The following is a 17,083-nucleotide window of genomic DNA, read 5'->3' as shown; positions in this document are numbered from 1 at the left end:
AGCAGTGAATCGCTTGGGTGGAATTGCCTCCAGTCCTTATTTTTTCTCCGGATTCTCTCTGGTGGAAGAGGTCACTGTGGTCCTGAGTCTGCGGGCGAAATTAAGAATTTTTGCGATGATTAGCAATTTTATTTTATGCGCTGAGTCCCAGAGTAAAAGGCTTGCAAGGCGTTTTTATGCCGCCGGCAACTCCTGTTTGGCGAGGACATATGGATTGGTATGGAACGTGGAAAATATGATCGCCAGAATAGCGCGAAGCTTGGTCATACATGCTCTTTCCTGCGTCCTTTATGTCGTTGTTAATTATTGTGGGATTTCGCTCTATAAAGCGATCTTTGGCGGTCTGACCTCTAGAGGCGCTTCCATTGGGATTGCCATGTACATGGTTTTTTTTCTATTTGTTTTTTCGAATGCAGTGATTGCCGTAATTCCAAGGCAGCTTTTCAAGTGGTGCGTTGTTGCTTTCATGGTTGTGTTGATATTGGCTTATCTGTTGCCGCTCTATCCCGTTCGAGCGGTAGCTTATAGCGCTTTGACGGGTGGGCTTACTGCTCTGGCAATAGTGGTGGCTGACCAGTTCGAAAGGTTCTGGCTCACTCGGAACCTCAAATGAATTTCTTTTCCATGGTCGTGCTCTCAGCAGCTTCAGCGCACATCAAACGAATCTATACCCAGGCAGCCAGACATGTCCTTTAACCACTACTACCAAAGCGAACTCACTGCACTGCGCCAGCTTGGTCGTCGCTTCGCCGAGCGTAGTCCTGCATTGGCGCCGTTTCTGGGGCAGGCCGGGCGGGATCCGGATGTGGAGCGGTTGCTCGAGGGCTTTGCGTTTCTGACGGGTCGGCTGCGTCAGAAGCTGGATGACGAGCTGCCGGAACTCAGCCATTCGTTGATGCATTTGCTGTGGCCCAATTACATGCGGCCGTTGCCTGCGTTCAGCATTTTGCAGTTCGATCCGTTGAAGCGTTCGGGGCCTGCGTTGAGGGTCGAACGCGATACACCGGTCGAGAGCCTACCGATCAATGATGTGCGCTGCCGTTTCCGCACGTGCTATCCGACCGAGGTTCAGGCGCTGGATCTAACGGCGCTGAACTACTCGATCAAGGGCGGTGGTTCGTTGTTGAGCCTGCGTCTGGAGATGAGCGCTGAGGGTCATCTGGGTGAGCTGGAACTGAGCCGCTTGCGCCTGCATTTTGCGGGCGAACGTTACATCAGCCAGATGTTGTACCTGAGCTTGTTGCGCAACCTTGATGGCATCGAGTTGATTCCTCTGGACGGTGCCGGCAAACCCATCAATGGCGTCAACGGCACGCCGATGGCGTTCAAGATGCCCGGCGACCGCGTGCAGCCGGTAGGGTTTGCCGAAGAAGAAGCATTGATCCCGTATCCGCTGAACACCTTTCGCGGCTACCGCTATTTGCAGGAATACTTCGCGTTTCAGGACAAGTTTCTGTTCGTCGATATCAATGGCCTGGATCTGCTTAACGCGTTACCTGAAGAGACACTCAAGCAAGTCCGCGGCGTTGAGTTGCGTTTCGATATTCGCAAGAGCGGCATCCAGCGCCTGCGGCCCACGCTGGACAATGTGAAGCTGCATTGCACGCCGATCGTCAATCTGTTCAAGCATGACGCGCTGCCGATCCGCCTCGATGGCAAGCAGGACGAGTACCTGCTGTTGCCCGCCGAGTACGATCTGGAAACCTGTGGCGTGTTCTCGGTTGAAACCGTGACCGGCTGGAAGCCGGGCGGTCTCGGTTATCAGGATTACGTGCCGTTCGAATCCTTCGAACACGATCCCAGTTTCGATGTGCCCAACAGCCGTCCGCACTACAGCATTCGCCAGCGTTCCTCGTTGTTGCACGACGGTCTCGACACTTATCTGAGCTTCGGTATTCGCCACATCGAAGCACATGAAACCCTGTCGATCGAGTTGATGTGCACCAATCAGAACCTGCCGCGCAAACTCAAACTGGGCGATATCAACCAAGCCTGCGAAGACACGCCGGAATTCTTGAGTTTCCGCAACATCACGCCAGCCACCTCCAGTTTCGCGCCACCGCTGAACCGTGACTTCCTCTGGAAGCTGATCAGCAACATGTCGCTCAACTACCTGTCGCTGGCCGACGTCAATGCGTTGAAGGTGATTCTCGAAACCTACGATTTGCCGCGCTATTACGACCAGCATGCAGAGAAGGTCAGCAAGCGCCTGCTGGGCGGTTTGAAATCGATCAAGCACAAACACGTGGACAGATTGCACCGAGGGTTGCCGGTACGCGGACTGCGCACTGAGCTGACCATCGACCCTGAGGGGTATATCGGCGAAGGCGACATGTTTGTGTTCGCTTCGGTTCTCAACGAGTTTTTTGCGCTTTACGCCAGCCTCAATTCGTACCACGAGCTGCGGGTAAAAAGCACACAGGGAGAGGTGTACCAATGGACACCACGTATGGGCCTCCAGCCCCTGCTTTAAGCGGGCTGACCCTGGGTATACGCGAGTACTCGCTGTTTCAGGCCGTGCTGCTGGTTGTCGACCGGCTGCGCGATGCACACCCGCACCTGAGCGAAGACGACCTATACGACCAGTTGGAGTTTCAGGCCAACCCGAGCCTTGGCTTCCCGTCGAGTGACGTCAGTCGCGTGGAGTTTTTCCACGAGCACGGGCATTTGCGCGCGCGTATGCAGTTCAACCTGATCGGTCTGGTCGGTTCGGGTTCGCCACTGCCGGCGTTCTACGGTGAGCAGGCGCTGGGCGACAGCGAAGACGGCAACCCGACGCGTAACTTCCTCGACCTGTTCCACCATCGCCTGCAACGGTTGATGTTGCCGATCTGGAAGAAATATCGCTACCGCGCCAGTTTTGAAAGCGGCGCGCTCGATCCATTTTCGGCACAGCTATTTGCCTTGATCGGCCTGGGCGGCGAAGAAATCCGGCGCGCCCAGGAGTTGAACTGGAAACGCCTGTTGCCCTATCTGGGCCTGCTCAGCCTGCGTGCGCACTCGGCTGCGCTGATCGAAGCGGTGCTGCGTTATTACTTCAAGCACGCCGAACTGACCATCGAGCAATGCATCGAGCGCCGGGTGGAAATTCTAGACGAACAGCGCAACCGCCTGGGACGTGCCAACAGCATGCTCGGTGAGGATCTGGTGCTGGGCGATCACGTGCGCGACCGCAGCGGCAAGTTTCGCATTCATATCCGCGAGCTGGACTGGCAACGCTTTCACGAATTCCTGCCGATCGGTTTCGGCTATCAACCGCTGTGCGCGCTGGTGCGGTTCACGTTGCGTGACCCGCTCGACTACGACATTCGACTGGTTCTGCGCCAGGAAGAAATCCGCGAGTTGCGTATCGGTGAACAGAACGCCTGTCGCCTGGGATGGACCAGTTGGCTCGGCCGCGAGAAAGCGGACGGCGTGGTGACCCTGGGCAGCAAAATTCATTAAGGATCAATGACTGATGAGCAACGTAGACCTGCAACAACTGATTCAAGCGCTGGACGCCGAAACCCGCCGTGATCTGGAAAGTTCTGCGGAGCGCTGCGTCGCCCGTGGCGGCAGCAAGATTCTGGTTGAAGATTTGTTGCTGGAGCTGCTTGAGCGTCCGCAAGGTCTGCTCGCGCGCGCCCTGCAGGATGCGGAAGTGGACGCTGGCGAGCTGAGTGCTTCGCTGCAATCTCGGGTCGAGCACAGCGCCTCGCGTAACCCGGTATTTGCTCCGGAACTGGTGCAGTGGCTGCAGGACGCTTTGCTGGTCGCCAACCTTGAACTGGGCCAGACCCAGGTCGAGCAGGCCGCGCTGATTCTTGCACTCCTGCGTAACCCGATGCGCTACGCAGGCAGCCGCTATCAGCCTTTGCTGGCCAAGCTGAATATCGATCGATTGAAAGAGTTTGCCTTGTCTCAACAGGAGCAGCCTGCCAGTGGCAAACCGGCTGCCCAGGGCGAGTCGCTGTTGGAGCGTTTCACTCACAACCTGACGCAGCAGGCCCGCGACGGCAAGCTTGATCCGGTGCTGTGCCGTGACGGCGCGATTCGGCAGATGGTCGACATTCTGGCTCGTCGCCGCAAAAACAATCCGATCGTGGTCGGTGAGGCTGGCGTCGGCAAGACCGCCATCGTCGAAGGCCTCGCATCGCGCATCGCAGCGGGTGAAGTACCGCAGGCGCTCAAGGGCGTAGAACTGCTGTCGTTGGACATGGGGCTCTTGCAGGCCGGTGCCAGCGTCAAAGGTGAATTCGAGCGTCGTCTCAAAGGTGTGATCGACGAGGTCAAGGCGTCGCCGAAGCCGATCATTCTGTTCATCGACGAAGCCCACACGCTGATCGGTGCGGGCGGTAACGCGGGTGGCTCGGATGCAGCCAACCTGCTCAAGCCGGCGCTGGCGCGTGGCGAACTGCGTACCATCGCTGCCACGACCTGGGCGGAGTACAAAAAGTACTTCGAGAAAGACCCGGCTCTGGCCCGTCGTTTCCAGCCTGTTCAGTTGCATGAACCGACCGTCAGCGAAGCCGTCACGATCCTGCGTGGCCTGGCGCAGGTCTATGAGAAGAGCCATGGCATCTACCTGCGCGATGACGCCGTAGTTGCCGCCGCCGAGCTGTCCGCCCGCTATCTCGCTGGCCGCCAACTGCCTGACAAGGCCGTTGATGTCCTCGATACAGCGTGTGCCCGTGTGCGCATCAGTCTTGCCGCTGCTCCGGAAAGCCTCGAGCGCCTGCGTGGCGAACTGGCTGAAGGCGGTCGCCAGCGTCAGGCACTGCGTCGTGACGCCGAAGCCGGTCTGCTGATCGATCACGAGGCGCTGGAAGCGCTGGAAACGCGTCTGGAAGCTGCCGAAGAAGAAAGGGCGGCACTGGAAGCGTTGTGGCTTGAACAGAAGACGCTCGCCGAGCGCTTGCTGGAACTGCGTCAGCAACTGGCCAAGGCGCGTGAAGCGGCCGCTGTCGAGCCGACCGTTGAAATCGGAGAGGACGACGAGGGCACGGTCATCGAGGCCGTGGCGCTGGATGAAACGCAAAGTGTCGAAGCGCTGACCGCTGCTCTGAACGAAACGCACGTGGCCCTGACCGCACTGCAGGTCAAGGAGCGACTGGTGAGCTTCGAGGTCTGCCCGCGCCTTGTGGCTGAAGTGATCAGTGCCTGGACCGGTGTACCGCTGGCGCAACTGGCTCGTGAGCACAACGCCAAGGTGGCCAGCTTCGCCAAGGACCTGCGTATTCGTATCCGTGGTCAGGAGCAGGCTGTTCACGCGCTCGACCGTTCGATGCGCGCGACCGCTGCCGGTCTTAACAAACCCGATGCGCCGGTCGGCGTGTTTCTGCTGGTTGGCCCGAGCGGCGTCGGCAAGACCGAAACCGCGCTGGCGCTGGCTGATCTGCTTTACGGTGGTGATCGTTTCATTACCACGATCAACATGTCCGAGTTCCAGGAGAAGCACACCGTTTCTCGCCTGATCGGTGCACCACCGGGCTACGTGGGCTATGGCGAGGGTGGCATGCTCACCGAAGCGGTGCGTCAGAAGCCGTATTCGGTCGTGCTGCTCGATGAGGTCGAGAAAGCCGACCCAGACGTGCTCAACCTGTTCTATCAGATCTTCGACAAGGGTGTGGCCAACGACGGCGAAGGCCGCGAGATCGATTTCCGCAACACGTTGATTCTGATGACCTCGAACCTGGGCAGCGACCAGATCAGCGCTTTGTGCGAAGACGGCGCACGGCCAACCGCCGAAGTGCTTGAAGAAACCATTCGCCCGGTCCTCAGCAAGCACTTCAAGCCCGCGCTGCTGGCGCGCATGCGCGTGGTGCCGTACTACCCGGTCAGCGGGCCGGTGCTGCGCGAGCTGATCGAAATCAAACTCGGTCGTCTGGGCGAGCGTCTGAACCGTCGTCAGCTGGAGTTCACGTACTGCCAGAAACTTGTCGATCATCTGGCCGAGCGCTGCACGCAAAGCGACAGCGGTGCGCGTCTGATCGACCACCTGCTGGACCTTCATGTCTTGCCGCTGGTTGCTGACCGCCTGCTCGACGCCATGGCTACCGGAGAAAGTCTGAAGCGTGTTCATGCCACGCTGGACAGTTCCGGCAGTGTGACTTGCGAGTTTGCCTGAGGTGGGTGTGATGTTCACTCAGATGCCGCAGCCGTTGGCGTACGCCGAAGCCTTGCTGGCGCAGTTCGCCAGCCTGGCGAGGGCGGCCAACGGCGCCGAGTTGCTGGGTGATTTTGTGCGCGGTCTTGCTGAACTCAGCGGCTGCGAGCTGGCACAGCTTTATCTTTTGGATGCCACTCACACCTGCCTGAAAATGAGAGCCGAGTGCCTGGACGGAATCCTGCAACCACGGGAAGCCGCAGGCCTGCCGGTGGATTACAACGGCGAGCAGTTGTTGCAGTTCGCCCTTTGCCAGAACCGCGTGGTGTGTCTGGGCGAACTGAGCGGCAGCCTGCACGAAACCAGTTTTCTGCCGACGCAAAGCACGCCGTGGCAGTCGTTGTTGTGTGTGCCGGTCATCAACCATCAGCAGGCCGTTGAAGGCGTGTTGTTGTGTGCGAGCCACCGGCATGTCGATCTGCAGGGGTTTGCTGATTCCCTCGGTCAGTTTGGTTCGTTCGCACTGGGTCAACTCAACCTGCTGCAACGCTTGCATCAACCTGTGGATGAGGTGCGACCGGCCGTGGTCAGCACGCCGAGCATCAGCGGATACGGTTTGATCGGAAAAAGCGCAAGCATGCGTCAAACCTACTCCATGATCAGCAAGGTGCTGCACAGCCCTTACACCGTGTTGCTGCGCGGCGAGACAGGCACCGGCAAGGAAGTCGTTGCGCGGGCGATTCATGACTTCGGTCCGCGTCGCTCTCAGGCTTTCATCGTTCAGAACTGTGCCGCGTTTCCAGAGAACCTGCTTGAGAGCGAACTGTTCGGTTACTGCAAAGGCGCGTTCACGGGCGCTGATCGTGATCGCACCGGGCTGTTCGAGGCTGCCAATGGCGGCACGCTGTTGCTCGACGAAATCGGCGACATGCCGTTGTCACTTCAGGCCAAGCTGCTGCGCGTGCTGCAAGAGGGCGAGATTCGCCCGCTGGGCTCCAACGACACGCGCAAGATCGACGTGCGCATCCTGGCCGCGACGCACCGGGACCTGGCTGTGATGGTCAGCGAAGGCAAGTTCCGCGAAGACCTGTATTACCGACTTGCGCAGTTTCCCATTGAGCTGCCAGCCCTGCGACATCGCGAGGGTGACATTCTCGACCTGGCCCGGCACTTCGCCGACAAGACGTGTGCGTTCCTGCAGCGCGGCGCGTTGCGCTGGTCGGATGCGGCCCTTGATCACCTGTCCGGTTATGCGTTTCCCGGCAACGTGCGCGAACTCAAAGGCCTGGTCGAACGTGCAGTCCTCTTGTGTGAGGGCAATGAGTTGCTGGCCGAGCATTTCTCTCTGCGCCCGGACGCTGTGCCCGAGGACAGCAGCCTCAATCTGCGCGAGCGGCTGGAACAGGTCGAGCGCAGCCTGCTGCTCGACTGCCTGCGCAAGAACGATGGCAACCAGACCCTTTCCGCGCGTGAACTCGGCCTGCCGAGGCGCACGCTGCTTTACCGCCTTGGGCGCCTGAATATCAATCTGGGTGACTTCAATGGGTAGGCAAAAGCACTTGTTTTCACCTTATTCGCTTCTGACAGCGCTCCCCGAAAGGGGCGGCGCTTTTTGCTCACTTCTGGAGACCCTCTGATGTCTGTTCGTCACTGGCAAGCCGTCCTGCTCACTGTTGTCGTTCTATGCGGCCTCGGGGGCTGCAGCGGCAATTACAAATTCAACGACAACACCTATCGCCCATTGGGTGATCCGCAGGCGGTCAACCGCGGCAAGTGACCGCAAGGAGCATCATTATGGAACTGGTTTTCGAAATGCTGAACACCAAGCAGTTCGTGCCCACTGACTTGTGCCAAAAGACCTTCAAACAGGCTGGCGGCGTGATTGGCCGGGGGGACGATTGCGACTGGATCATCCCGGACCGCAAGCGGCACTTGTCCAATCATCACGCGTTGATCAGCTATCGCGACGGCTCGTTTTTTCTGACCGATACCAGCAGCAACGGTATCCAGGACAGCACCAACGGCACGCGCCTGCGCAAGGGCGAAGCGGTACGCATCGAGCACGGCAGTGAATACATTCTCGGTGATTTCGAAATCCGTGCCCGACTGGTACGTGACCCGGCAGCCTTCGACGTGGAAGTCGGTCGTCCGCAGGCGGCTGGCAGCATCATTCCGGACGACGCATTCCTTGATCTTGATCCGCTCAATGCGCTTGATCAGCAGGAGCGCGTTTACTCGGAAATCGAAGAGCTGATTTCACCCAGCAACGTAATTGATGACGGCCGTCAACGCGCTGACTATGCCCGTATCGACATGGAAAGCCTGCTGGTGCCGGAACTGGTCGAGGTTCCAAAAGAGCCCGCACCTGCGCCAGCCCCGCCACCGGTCGAGCGTCAATCTGACGGCTTTTGGGAGAAGTTCGGGGCTGCGCTGGGCGTTGACCTCAAAGGGCTCGACCACGATGCGAAAGAGGCTCTGGCTCTGAACGCAGCGCGCTTGCTCAAGCAAAGCGTCGGCGGTTTGCAGCAGAGCCTGCGCACGCGCAGCGAGCTCAAGAACGAATTGCGTCTGGCGCAGACCACGGTGCAAGGCTCGCAGAAAAACCCGTTGAAGTTTGCCGTCGACGCCGGTGAAGCGTTGGACATTCTGTTGCACGGCAACAAGCCCGGACAGTTGCCGGCCGATCAGGCGATATCGCGCGCCTTCCGTGATCTGCAGGCCCATCAGGTCGCCTTGCTCACAGCCAGCCGCGCGGCTGTTCGCGGCACGCTTGAACACTTCTCTCCGCAACAGCTCACGCTGCGTTTCGAGCGCGACAACAAGCCGCTGATTGCCACCTCCGGCAGCCGCTGGAGAGCCTATGGCCGCTATCACCAGGCGTTGCGCCAGGATACCGACTGGAGCGAGCGCCTTCTGGCCCGCGATTTCGCTCAGGCCTACGAAGAGCAGATTCGTCTGATTTCCACACTCCACACTGACCACCAAGGATGATACGCATGTCTCGCCGCTCGACTGCTTTCTTCAACATGCTGGCTGCGCTGACCGCCCTGGTGGTGCTGGCTGGCTGCTCTACGTTGTCGCCGTATTCACACGTCACCAAACTCAACCTGAAGCTGACCGCCAGCGATCAGGTGAACCCGGATCTGAATGGTCGCCCGTCGCCTGTCGTCGTGCGACTGTTCGAACTCAAGCATCCGGTGGCGTTTGAAAACGCGGACTTCTTCAGCCTGTATGAACGCGCGAAGGAATCGCTGGCGCCAGACATGGTTGCCTCCGAGGAACTGGAACTGCGTCCGGGTGAAACCGTCGAGCTCAAGCTCAGCCTGCAGGAAGGCAGCCGCTACGTCGGCGTTCTTGCAGCCTATCGGGACCTGCCGGACAGCAGATGGCGCTACACGCTGCAAGTGACGCCGGTAGAGATCACTGACGCCGATCTGACGCTCGACCAGAACGGCATTCGCAACACTAATGAACCGCTCGCCAAGGCAGATGACTGACCATGAATTCCCATAAAGTCATTTGGCAGGAAGGCATGTTGCTGCGCCCGCAGCACTTCCAGCACAACGATCGCTATTACGATCACCAGATGAAAACCCGTACCCAATTGCTGGGTAGCTATACCTGGGGTTTTCTGAGCCTGGACATCGACCTGCAGTTTCTCAATATGGGCAAGCTGGTCATCAGCAATGCCTCGGGAATTCTGCCGGACGGCAGCCTGTTCGAGCTGGGAGGCAACACCGAGCCGCTGGCGCTCGACGTGCCGCCCAACACCGGCAATACGCCGATTTATCTCGCACTGCCGCTGGTCACGGGCAACCACATCGAATCGCGTCGTCCGGAGCAGTCCGATGTGCTGGCGCGCTACACCGCTTACGAGGCGGAGGTGTCCGACTCCAACGCGGGCGATGACTCTTCGAGTCAGGTCAGCTGCGGTCGTCCCGACTTCAAACTGCTGCTCGGCCAGCAGCAGAGCGACCAGGCTTACGTGAAGCTGAAGGTCTGCGAAGTGCTCGATACCACGCCGGATGGCGTGATCAGCCTCGACCCCGATTTTGTCCCGACCTATATCCAGGCTCACGCGTCCAGCTACCTGCTGTCCTGCCTCAAGGAAGTCATCAGCATGCTCAGCCACCGGGGCGACACGATCGCTGACCGGATTCGCTCCAACGGCAAGGTGGGCGGCGCTGAAGTCGGTGACTTCATGATGCTGCAACTGATCAACCGCACCGAGTTGCTGCTGCGTCACTATCTTGGCCTTGAGCAAGTACACCCTGAAGAGTTGTATCGCACGCTGCTCACCATGCTCGGCGATCTGGCGACCTTCTCCAGTGACAGCAAGAGACCGCGTCTGGACAGCCGTTATCAGCACAGCGATCAGGGTGCCAGCTTCCGCAAATTGATGGAGGCGATCCGCCAGGTGCTGTCCATGGTGCTGGAGCAGCACGCCATCGAGCTGGTTCTGCAGGCCCGTCAGTACGGCATCATCGTATCGCCGCTGCACGATCACAAACTGCTGGGCTCGGCGTCGTTCGTGCTGGCAGCCAGCGCCAACTGCGACTCCGAAGAGCTGCGCCACCGCTTGCCGGCGCACCTCAAGGTCGGTCCTGTGGAGCGTATTCGCCAACTGGTCAACCTGCATCTGCCTGGTATCAAGGTCAAACCGCTACCGGTGGCCCCGCGGCAGATCGCGTTCCACTCCAACAAAACCTATTTCATCCTCGAACTCAGTTCCGAAGACCTGGCACAACTCGAGCGCTCCGGCGGCTTCGCGTTCCACGTGTCCGGCGAATTCGCCGAGCTTGAACTGAAATTCTGGGCTATCAGGAACTGACCGACATGAGCAAGGACACGGATTACAACCAGGACGATAAAACCGTCCTGCTCGACCGCCAGGGCCACGGCCCGGCCGCGAGCCCGCTGACGGACTTCGCTGCGCCGCCACGGTTCGAGCAACTGGAAGAACGCATGATCTACGCGGCACGTCTGCGCCCGGCCGAGGCCTTCAACATCAGCCTCAATTCGCTGGTCGCGGCTGCCTCCGATCTGCTGTCGGAAGTGGTACGCCTCAAGCACAGCGACACCCGCGAAGACATGTACGCGCTCAACGAGCGACTGACTGCCGGCCTGAAGCTGTTTGAAGTCCGCGCATTGCACAACGGTGCTGAAAGCAGCCAGGTGATGGCCGCCCGTTACGTGTTGTGCACGGTGGTGGACGAGGCAGTGGTGACCACCCCGTGGGGTAACGAAAGCGAGTGGTCGCAGATGAGCCTGCTCAGCAGCTTCCACAACGAAACCTTCGGGGGCGAAAAGTTTTTCCAGCTTCTCGACAGGCTGTCGAAAAACCCGGTCAAGCATCTGCCGATGCTGGAGTTGATGTACCTGTGTCTGTCGCTCGGCTTCGAGGGCAAGTACCGGGTGCAGGCGCGCGGCATGCTCGAGCTTGAAGGCATCCGCGATGCGCTGTATCGCCAGATTCGCCAATTGCGCGGCGACGTGCCTCGCGAACTGTCACCCCACTGGGAAGGTTTGAACAATCAGCGCCGCAGTCTGGTGCGCATCGTGCCTGCCTGGATGGTGGTGTTGTTTACCCTGGTCTGCCTGGCGGTGATGTATTTCGGCTTCGCCTGGGTACTGGGTGAACAGCGCGAAACCGTTTTGCAACCTTATCAGCCGTTTGATCCGGCCGCGGTCCAGCCGCAGTCGCAGCCGTAAACAGGGACGCATGATGAAAAACTTTTTCAAGAAAGTCGGCGCATTCCTGCGCAAGACATGGGTCTGGACGCTGCTGCTGGTGCTGTTCGTTGCGCTGTTGGTGTGGTTCGTCGGGCCGCTGCTGGCGGTCGATGATTACAAGTTCTGGGAAAGCTCCACCTCGCGCCTGCTGACCATCAGCGTGCTGTTCCTGATCTGGGGCCTGACGATGGTGTTCGTCAGCTGGCGCGCGGGTGTTCGCAAGAAAGCCCTCGAGGAAAGCGAAGACGGCCAGGATCGTATCCGCCGTGAAGAGCAGATCGACGAAGAGCAGAAAGAGCTGAAAACGCGCTTCAAGGACGCGTTGAAAACCCTCAAGACCTCAAGCCTGTATCGCGGTCGCAGCGAGCGCTGGCGCAGTGATTTGCCGTGGTACCTGCTGATTGGTCCGCAGGGCAGTGGCAAAACCAGTCTGCTGGATTTTTCGGGCCTCGAGTTTCCGATCAACAAGATCGAACGCAAGCTGACCCGCGACACCCTCGGCACTCGCCATTGTGACTGGTACTTCGCCGATCACGGCGTGCTCATCGACACCGCTGGCCGCTACCTGACCCAGCCGGATGCCGAAGTCGATGGCAGTGCCTGGAGCACCTTGCTGGATCTGCTGCGCAAACGTCGTCGCAATCGTCCGCTGAACGGTGTGCTGGTGACCATTCCGGTGGAAACCCTGCTGAACAGCAGCGAGCAGCACCTGGAAACACTGGCTCGTCAGGTGCGTGCGCGCCTGCAGGATGTGCATCAGAAACTGCACGTCGATGTGCCTGTCTATCTGGTTCTGAGCAAAGCCGACCGTCTGTTGGGCTTCGACGAATTCTTCGATCAACTGACGCGTGAAGAAAGCGATCAGGTCCTCGGCACCAGCTTCCGCAAAGAGCAGAAGGGCACCGATGTCGCGGTGCTGCGTACCGAGTTCGAGGAGTTGCTGCGTCGCCTGAACAGTCAGGTGATCATGCGCATGCACCAGGAGCGTGATACCCAACGCCGTGGCCGCATTCTCGACTTCCCGCATCGACTGGGGCAGATCGGCGAACGCCTGTGTCTGTTTGTTGACCTCGCATTCACTGGCAACCGCTACCAGCGTGTCAGCCAGCTGCGCGGTTTCTACCTGACCAGCGCACCGCATCTCACAGAGGAAATGGACGCCACTACGGCCGGTATCGGTGCCAATCTGGGCATGAGTGCTGGCGTGCTGCCAACCCTGCGCAGCGGCCGGTCACGGTTTATCCATCACCTGCTCAGCCGTGTCATCTTTCCAGAGGCCGATCTTGCTGGCCTGGACAAGCGCGAGCGCAGCCGTATTCATTGGGGCCAGCGTGCCTTGTACGTGGGGGCACTTGCTTCTCTGGCGCTGTTTGGCGTGCTCTGGGCAGGCGGGTTCTCTGCAAACTATTCACGGCTGGAGAATCTGCGCAATCTGGCCCAGAACTGGACGCAGCAGCGTTCGGCGCTGACCGCCCGCGATGACTCCATGGCGGTCCTCAAGACGCTCGACACCAGCTATGCGGCCACTCAGGTGTTTCCCGAAAAAGGCGATGTGAGTTACCACGAGCGTGTTGGTCTGTATCAGGGCGAAGAGGTCAACCCGGTGGTCAGGGTAGCTTATGAGCGCGAGCTTCATGATCAGTTGCTGCCCCGCGTAGCGAACCTGCTGGAAAGCCAGATCCGCGCCAACACCAAGGATCGCGACCGCCTGCTCAACAGCCTGCGTGCATACCTGATGCTGAACATGACGGATCGCCGCGACGCGCAATGGCTCAAGGACTGGGTCGCCACCGAATGGTCTCAGCGCTATACCGGCAATACAGCGGTACAGAACGGCTTGAACACCCATTTTGATCGTTTGCTGAAGCAGCCATTCAGCTACCCGCTGAATGATCCGCTTGTGGCTCAGGCGCGTCAGATTCTGCGCAGCGAGTCCTTGGCGACTGTGGTTTACCGCATGCTGCGCGAGCAGGCCCGTAATCTGCCGGAATACACCTTGAGCCAGCACCTTGGTCCTCAGGGCGCACTGTTTGTCGGCACCGATTACAAAATCCCCGGCTTCTACACCCAACAGGGCTACCAGCAGTACTTCTCTGTTCAGGGCACGAAACTGGTCACCGATATCCTGAGCGACAACTGGGTTCTGGGTGAGGGCACTGGCCTGAGCACCATGGACCTGCGTCGTCTGATGGTTGAACTGGAGCAGCTGTACTTCCGTGACTACGCCAACTATTGGGGCGAAGCGGTAGGCCAGGTTCAACTGCCTGCGATCAATGACTTCGGCGAAGGCGCCGAGCAACTGGCAGGTCTGACGTCGGCCAACTCGCCGATCATCCAGATGCTGGTTGAAGTGCGCGAGAACACCCGTTTCCCGGTGGTCGCCGACACGGCTGATGAGGCCGCTGATGCAGCAGGCCAACTGGCGGAGAATGGCGGCAAGCTCGGTAAGCTGGCGGCCGCTGCAGCGGGCAAGGCATCCGATGCGTTGGCAAAAAACCTTCCGGATACCGCCAGAAAGTCTCTGCAAAGCCGCTTCGAGCCATTGCATCGCTTGCTGGATGACAACAATGGCCCGACTGCCGACCTGACCCCGGCTCTGGCCGCGCTCAACGAGCTGCAACTGCAGATGGCAAGTCTGGCCCGTTCCAGCTCGCCGGATCAGGCTGCTTTCGAAATGGCCAAAAACCGCATGGGCGGTCAGCGTGATGCGCTAAGCAACTTGCGCACGACATCCGGTCGTCTGCCACGTCCGGTGGGTGTGTGGTTCAACGTGCTGGCAGAAGACACCTGGCGTCTGGTGTTGGGCGATGCCTATCAATACCTGAACCAGCGCTACCAGAGTGAGCTGTACAGCTTCTACGGCAAGGCGATCAGCAAGCGTTATCCGTTCGATGCCCACAGCGCCAGCGACGTCGCAATCAGCGATTTCCGTGAGTTCTTCAAGGCTCAGGGTATTGCCGATCGCTTCTTCGACAGCTACATGCGTCCGTTCGTCAGTGGCGATCCGGGCAACTACCGCATGCGCAGCGTCGATGGTTACACCTTGCCGGTTTCCAAGGTCTACCTCGATCAGATGGCCTCGGCACTGGTGATCCGTCAGAGCTTCTTTGCCGACAACCCTGCCGAACCGCAAGTGCAGTTCAAGCTGGAGCCTTACACCCTTGACCCGGCTGTCAGCCGCTCCGAGTTCAAGTTTGGCGACAAGACCATTGAATACCGTCACGGTCCGATCGTACCGGTGTCGTTCAAATGGCCTACTGATGCCGAAGACGGTCGCACCAGTCTGGTACTCGACAGAATGGCTGGCCGTCCGCTGGGTCTCGAAAAGAACACCGGCCCATGGTCGCTGTTCCGCCTGTTCGATCTGATGCAGACCGAATACCTGAAGGGGCGTGACGTCCTGGTGCTCAAGGCCGACGTGGGTGGTCTGCGCGCCAACTACCTGTTGACCAGCCAGCGCACGCCTAACCCGTTCGACATGGGTACGCTGCGCAGCTTCCGTATGCCGGGGCAGCTTTGATGCTGGTAGCCAGCCCCTGGCGCAGCGCTGCGCGCACCGATGCCGGCAAGGTTCGGGCGCGCAACGAAGACGCTTTTCTGGACTCCCCACAGCATGGGCTGTGGGTGGTCGCGGATGGCATGGGCGGTCATCAGGGTGGTGATGTCGCCAGCCAGTTGATCGTCGCCAGTCTGGCGGAATTGCCGGTGCAGGAAGGCTTTGACGAGCGCCTCAAAGGCATTCGTCAATGTCTGCACTGGCTCAACCGCCGTTTGGGTCAGGAGCTGACGGTCACTGCGGGTCACCATGACAGCATCATGGGTAGCACCGTGGTGGCGTTGATGGTCGAAGGCAATCGTGCCGCCTGCATCTGGGCGGGCGATAGCCGTTGTTATCTGTGGCGTGGACAGCGTCTGTATCAGCTGTCCAAGGACCATTCACTGCAACAGCAACTGATCGACGAGCAGAAAATGAGCGTCGAGCAGGCCCGCGCCCATCCTGCCGCGCATGCCTTGACGCGTGCGGTCGGTGCAGCAGAACAACTGACCCTGGATGTACTGGAACTGGAGGTGTATCCCGGTGATGCGTTTCTGCTGTGCAGCGATGGCCTGTACCAGGGACTCAGCAGTGATGCACTGGGTAGCGCCCTGAGTTTGACCGCACCCCAAGTCGCGCTGGAGCGTCTGTTCGATGGCGCCTTGCGTGGTTCGGCGCGGGATAATCTGACGGCGGTGGTGATCCGCAAATGACTGAACTCATGCGACCGACCGACGACCTGCTGGTGAACGAGGAGCAGGACAACAACCTGACCTACTTTGCGTTTGCCAAGTCGCACAAGGCCGAACCTGCACTGGCACCGACCAAGGCCAGTATCGGTGAGATGCCCGAGGTGCTGGCGGGGCGTTACCGTATCGAGCGTCTGCTGGGTGCCGGTGGCATGGGCGCGGTCTACCGTGCACGGGACTTGCTGAGCGAACAGTTCGGCGAGCCTGATCCGTATATTGCGCTGAAAATCCTCAGCGAAGAATTTGCCGAGTCGCCGGACGCCAGTGCCTTGCTTTACAGCGAGTTCGCCCTGACCCGACGCCTTCGCCATAACAACGTGCTGCGCTTGCACACGTTCGAAGTGGACACTGAGTGCCAGCGGGCTTTCATCACCATGGAACTCATGCGTGGGCTGACCCTGGACAAACTGCTCTGCGAGCGGCCTCTTGGCCTGCCGTGGAAAGAATTGCGTGACATCGCGCTGCCGCTGCTCGATGCACTGGCCTACGCCCATGCTCGTGGTGTGCTGCATGGCGACATGAAACCCAGCAACGTCATGCTCAGCGAAGACGGCGTGCGCCTGTTCGACTTTGGACTTGGCCAGGCCGAGGAGGGCGTGATGCCGGGATTGCCTCATCTGAGTCGCGACCGTTTCAATGCCTGGACACCGGGCTACGCCGCGCCGGAACTGTTGGAGGGCCAGACACTGTCGGCCAGTGCCGATGTGTACGGTGTGGCCTGCGTGATCTTCGAATTGGCGGGAGGCAAGCATCCGTTTCGCCGCCTGCCATCGACCCAGGCCCGCGACGAGCGTCTTGAGCGTGAGCTGAAGGCCCCGGGGAATTTACCGAAACACTGCTGGCCTGCGTTGCGGACGGCACTGACATTCGATGCACGGGATCGCAAGATCACCGCCAAACAACTGCGTGACGCTTTCGCCGTCACTTCGTCCAGGCTGCAACGCTTGATGCCATGGTGTAACGGATGACGACCGAACAGGG

13 protein-coding genes are annotated in these 17,083 nt (G+C 59.6%); all 13 read left to right on the top strand.

Features of this window, described 5'->3' with window-relative positions; translation table 11 throughout:
* Positions 1-4 precede the first annotated feature (4 nt).
* Positions 5-613 (top strand): hypothetical protein, encoded by a 609-nt coding sequence (locus tag CFBP1590_RS28235; protein ID WP_231991792.1) that lies wholly within the window; start codon positions 5-7, stop codon positions 611-613.
* A 72-nt stretch (positions 614-685) separates the two neighbouring features.
* On the top strand, positions 686-2,473 hold the full coding sequence (gene tssF / locus CFBP1590_RS26515) for a type VI secretion system baseplate subunit TssF (RefSeq protein WP_025993982.1): 1,788 nt from the start codon (positions 686-688) through the stop codon (positions 2,471-2,473).
* Positions 2,437-3,444: a type VI secretion system baseplate subunit TssG gene (tssG, locus tag CFBP1590_RS26510; RefSeq protein ID WP_004882977.1), complete on the top strand. Its 1,008-nt coding sequence runs from the start codon at positions 2,437-2,439 to the stop codon at positions 3,442-3,444. Before tssF ends, tssG begins: the two co-directional genes overlap by 37 nt.
* A 13-nt stretch (positions 3,445-3,457) precedes the next feature.
* Positions 3,458-6,106 carry a type VI secretion system ATPase TssH gene (gene tssH, locus CFBP1590_RS26505; protein ID WP_088236278.1) on the top strand — a complete coding sequence of 883 codons (2,649 nt, stop codon included), beginning with the start codon at positions 3,458-3,460 and terminating at the stop codon, positions 6,104-6,106.
* A 10-nt stretch (positions 6,107-6,116) separates the two neighbouring features.
* Positions 6,117-7,634 (top strand): sigma-54 interaction domain-containing protein, encoded by a 1,518-nt coding sequence (locus CFBP1590_RS26500; RefSeq protein ID WP_004882979.1) that lies wholly within the window; start codon positions 6,117-6,119, stop codon positions 7,632-7,634.
* An 87-nt stretch (positions 7,635-7,721) separates the two neighbouring features.
* Positions 7,722-7,862: a hypothetical protein gene (locus tag CFBP1590_RS26495; protein WP_004882980.1), complete on the top strand. Its 141-nt coding sequence runs from the start codon at positions 7,722-7,724 to the stop codon at positions 7,860-7,862.
* A gap of 17 nt (positions 7,863-7,879) precedes the next feature.
* On the top strand, positions 7,880-9,076 hold the full coding sequence (gene tagH / locus CFBP1590_RS26490) for a type VI secretion system-associated FHA domain protein TagH (protein WP_004882981.1): 1,197 nt from the start codon (positions 7,880-7,882) through the stop codon (positions 9,074-9,076).
* Between the two features lie 5 nt (positions 9,077-9,081).
* Positions 9,082-9,582 (top strand): type VI secretion system lipoprotein TssJ, encoded by a 501-nt coding sequence (tssJ, locus tag CFBP1590_RS26485; RefSeq protein ID WP_004882982.1) that lies wholly within the window; start codon positions 9,082-9,084, stop codon positions 9,580-9,582.
* 2 nt (positions 9,583-9,584) lie between these two features.
* The gene (tssK, locus tag CFBP1590_RS26480) at positions 9,585-10,916 is read left to right on the top strand and encodes a type VI secretion system baseplate subunit TssK (protein WP_004882983.1); all 1,332 of its coding nucleotides are present in this window, start codon (positions 9,585-9,587) and stop codon (positions 10,914-10,916) included.
* Between the two features lie 5 nt (positions 10,917-10,921).
* On the top strand, positions 10,922-11,797 hold the full coding sequence (gene icmH, locus CFBP1590_RS26475) for a type IVB secretion system protein IcmH/DotU (protein ID WP_004882984.1): 876 nt from the start codon (positions 10,922-10,924) through the stop codon (positions 11,795-11,797).
* Between the two features lie 13 nt (positions 11,798-11,810).
* Positions 11,811-15,338 carry a type VI secretion system membrane subunit TssM gene (gene tssM, locus CFBP1590_RS26470; RefSeq protein WP_058431375.1) on the top strand — a complete coding sequence of 1,176 codons (3,528 nt, stop codon included), beginning with the start codon at positions 11,811-11,813 and terminating at the stop codon, positions 15,336-15,338.
* Complete coding sequence (locus CFBP1590_RS26465; protein WP_004882986.1) at positions 15,338-16,066, top strand: PP2C family protein-serine/threonine phosphatase; 729 nt, start codon at positions 15,338-15,340, stop codon at positions 16,064-16,066. The genes tssM and CFBP1590_RS26465 overlap by 1 nt, the downstream gene beginning before the upstream one ends.
* Positions 16,063-17,070, top strand: coding sequence for a serine/threonine-protein kinase (locus CFBP1590_RS26460; RefSeq protein ID WP_029244040.1), 1,008 nt, complete (start codon positions 16,063-16,065; stop codon positions 17,068-17,070). Before CFBP1590_RS26465 ends, CFBP1590_RS26460 begins: the two co-directional genes overlap by 4 nt.
* The last annotated feature ends 13 nt before the right edge of the window (positions 17,071-17,083 follow it).

It is taken from the genome of Pseudomonas viridiflava (assembly GCF_900184295.1).
In the GTDB taxonomy this organism is placed as follows: Bacteria; Pseudomonadota; Gammaproteobacteria; order Pseudomonadales; family Pseudomonadaceae; genus Aquipseudomonas; species Aquipseudomonas viridiflava.
The sequence above is the reverse complement of the archived record's forward strand: the minus strand, read 5'-3'. Positions and strand labels throughout refer to the sequence as shown.

Coding starts and splice junctions, on each gene's coding strand:
- tssF (WP_025993982.1), top strand. CDS start 686: ATGTCCTTTAACCACTACTACCAAAGCGAACTCACTGCACTGCGCCAG.
- tssG (WP_004882977.1), top strand. CDS start 2,437: ATGGACACCACGTATGGGCCTCCAGCCCCTGCTTTAAGCGGGCTGACC.
- tssH (WP_088236278.1), top strand. CDS start 3,458: ATGAGCAACGTAGACCTGCAACAACTGATTCAAGCGCTGGACGCCGAA.
- CFBP1590_RS26500 (WP_004882979.1), top strand. CDS start 6,117: ATGTTCACTCAGATGCCGCAGCCGTTGGCGTACGCCGAAGCCTTGCTG.
- CFBP1590_RS26495 (WP_004882980.1), top strand. CDS start 7,722: ATGTCTGTTCGTCACTGGCAAGCCGTCCTGCTCACTGTTGTCGTTCTA.
- tagH (WP_004882981.1), top strand. CDS start 7,880: ATGGAACTGGTTTTCGAAATGCTGAACACCAAGCAGTTCGTGCCCACT.
- tssJ (WP_004882982.1), top strand. CDS start 9,082: ATGTCTCGCCGCTCGACTGCTTTCTTCAACATGCTGGCTGCGCTGACC.
- tssK (WP_004882983.1), top strand. CDS start 9,585: ATGAATTCCCATAAAGTCATTTGGCAGGAAGGCATGTTGCTGCGCCCG.
- icmH (WP_004882984.1), top strand. CDS start 10,922: ATGAGCAAGGACACGGATTACAACCAGGACGATAAAACCGTCCTGCTC.
- tssM (WP_058431375.1), top strand. CDS start 11,811: ATGAAAAACTTTTTCAAGAAAGTCGGCGCATTCCTGCGCAAGACATGG.
- CFBP1590_RS26465 (WP_004882986.1), top strand. CDS start 15,338: ATGCTGGTAGCCAGCCCCTGGCGCAGCGCTGCGCGCACCGATGCCGGC.
- CFBP1590_RS26460 (WP_029244040.1), top strand. CDS start 16,063: ATGACTGAACTCATGCGACCGACCGACGACCTGCTGGTGAACGAGGAG.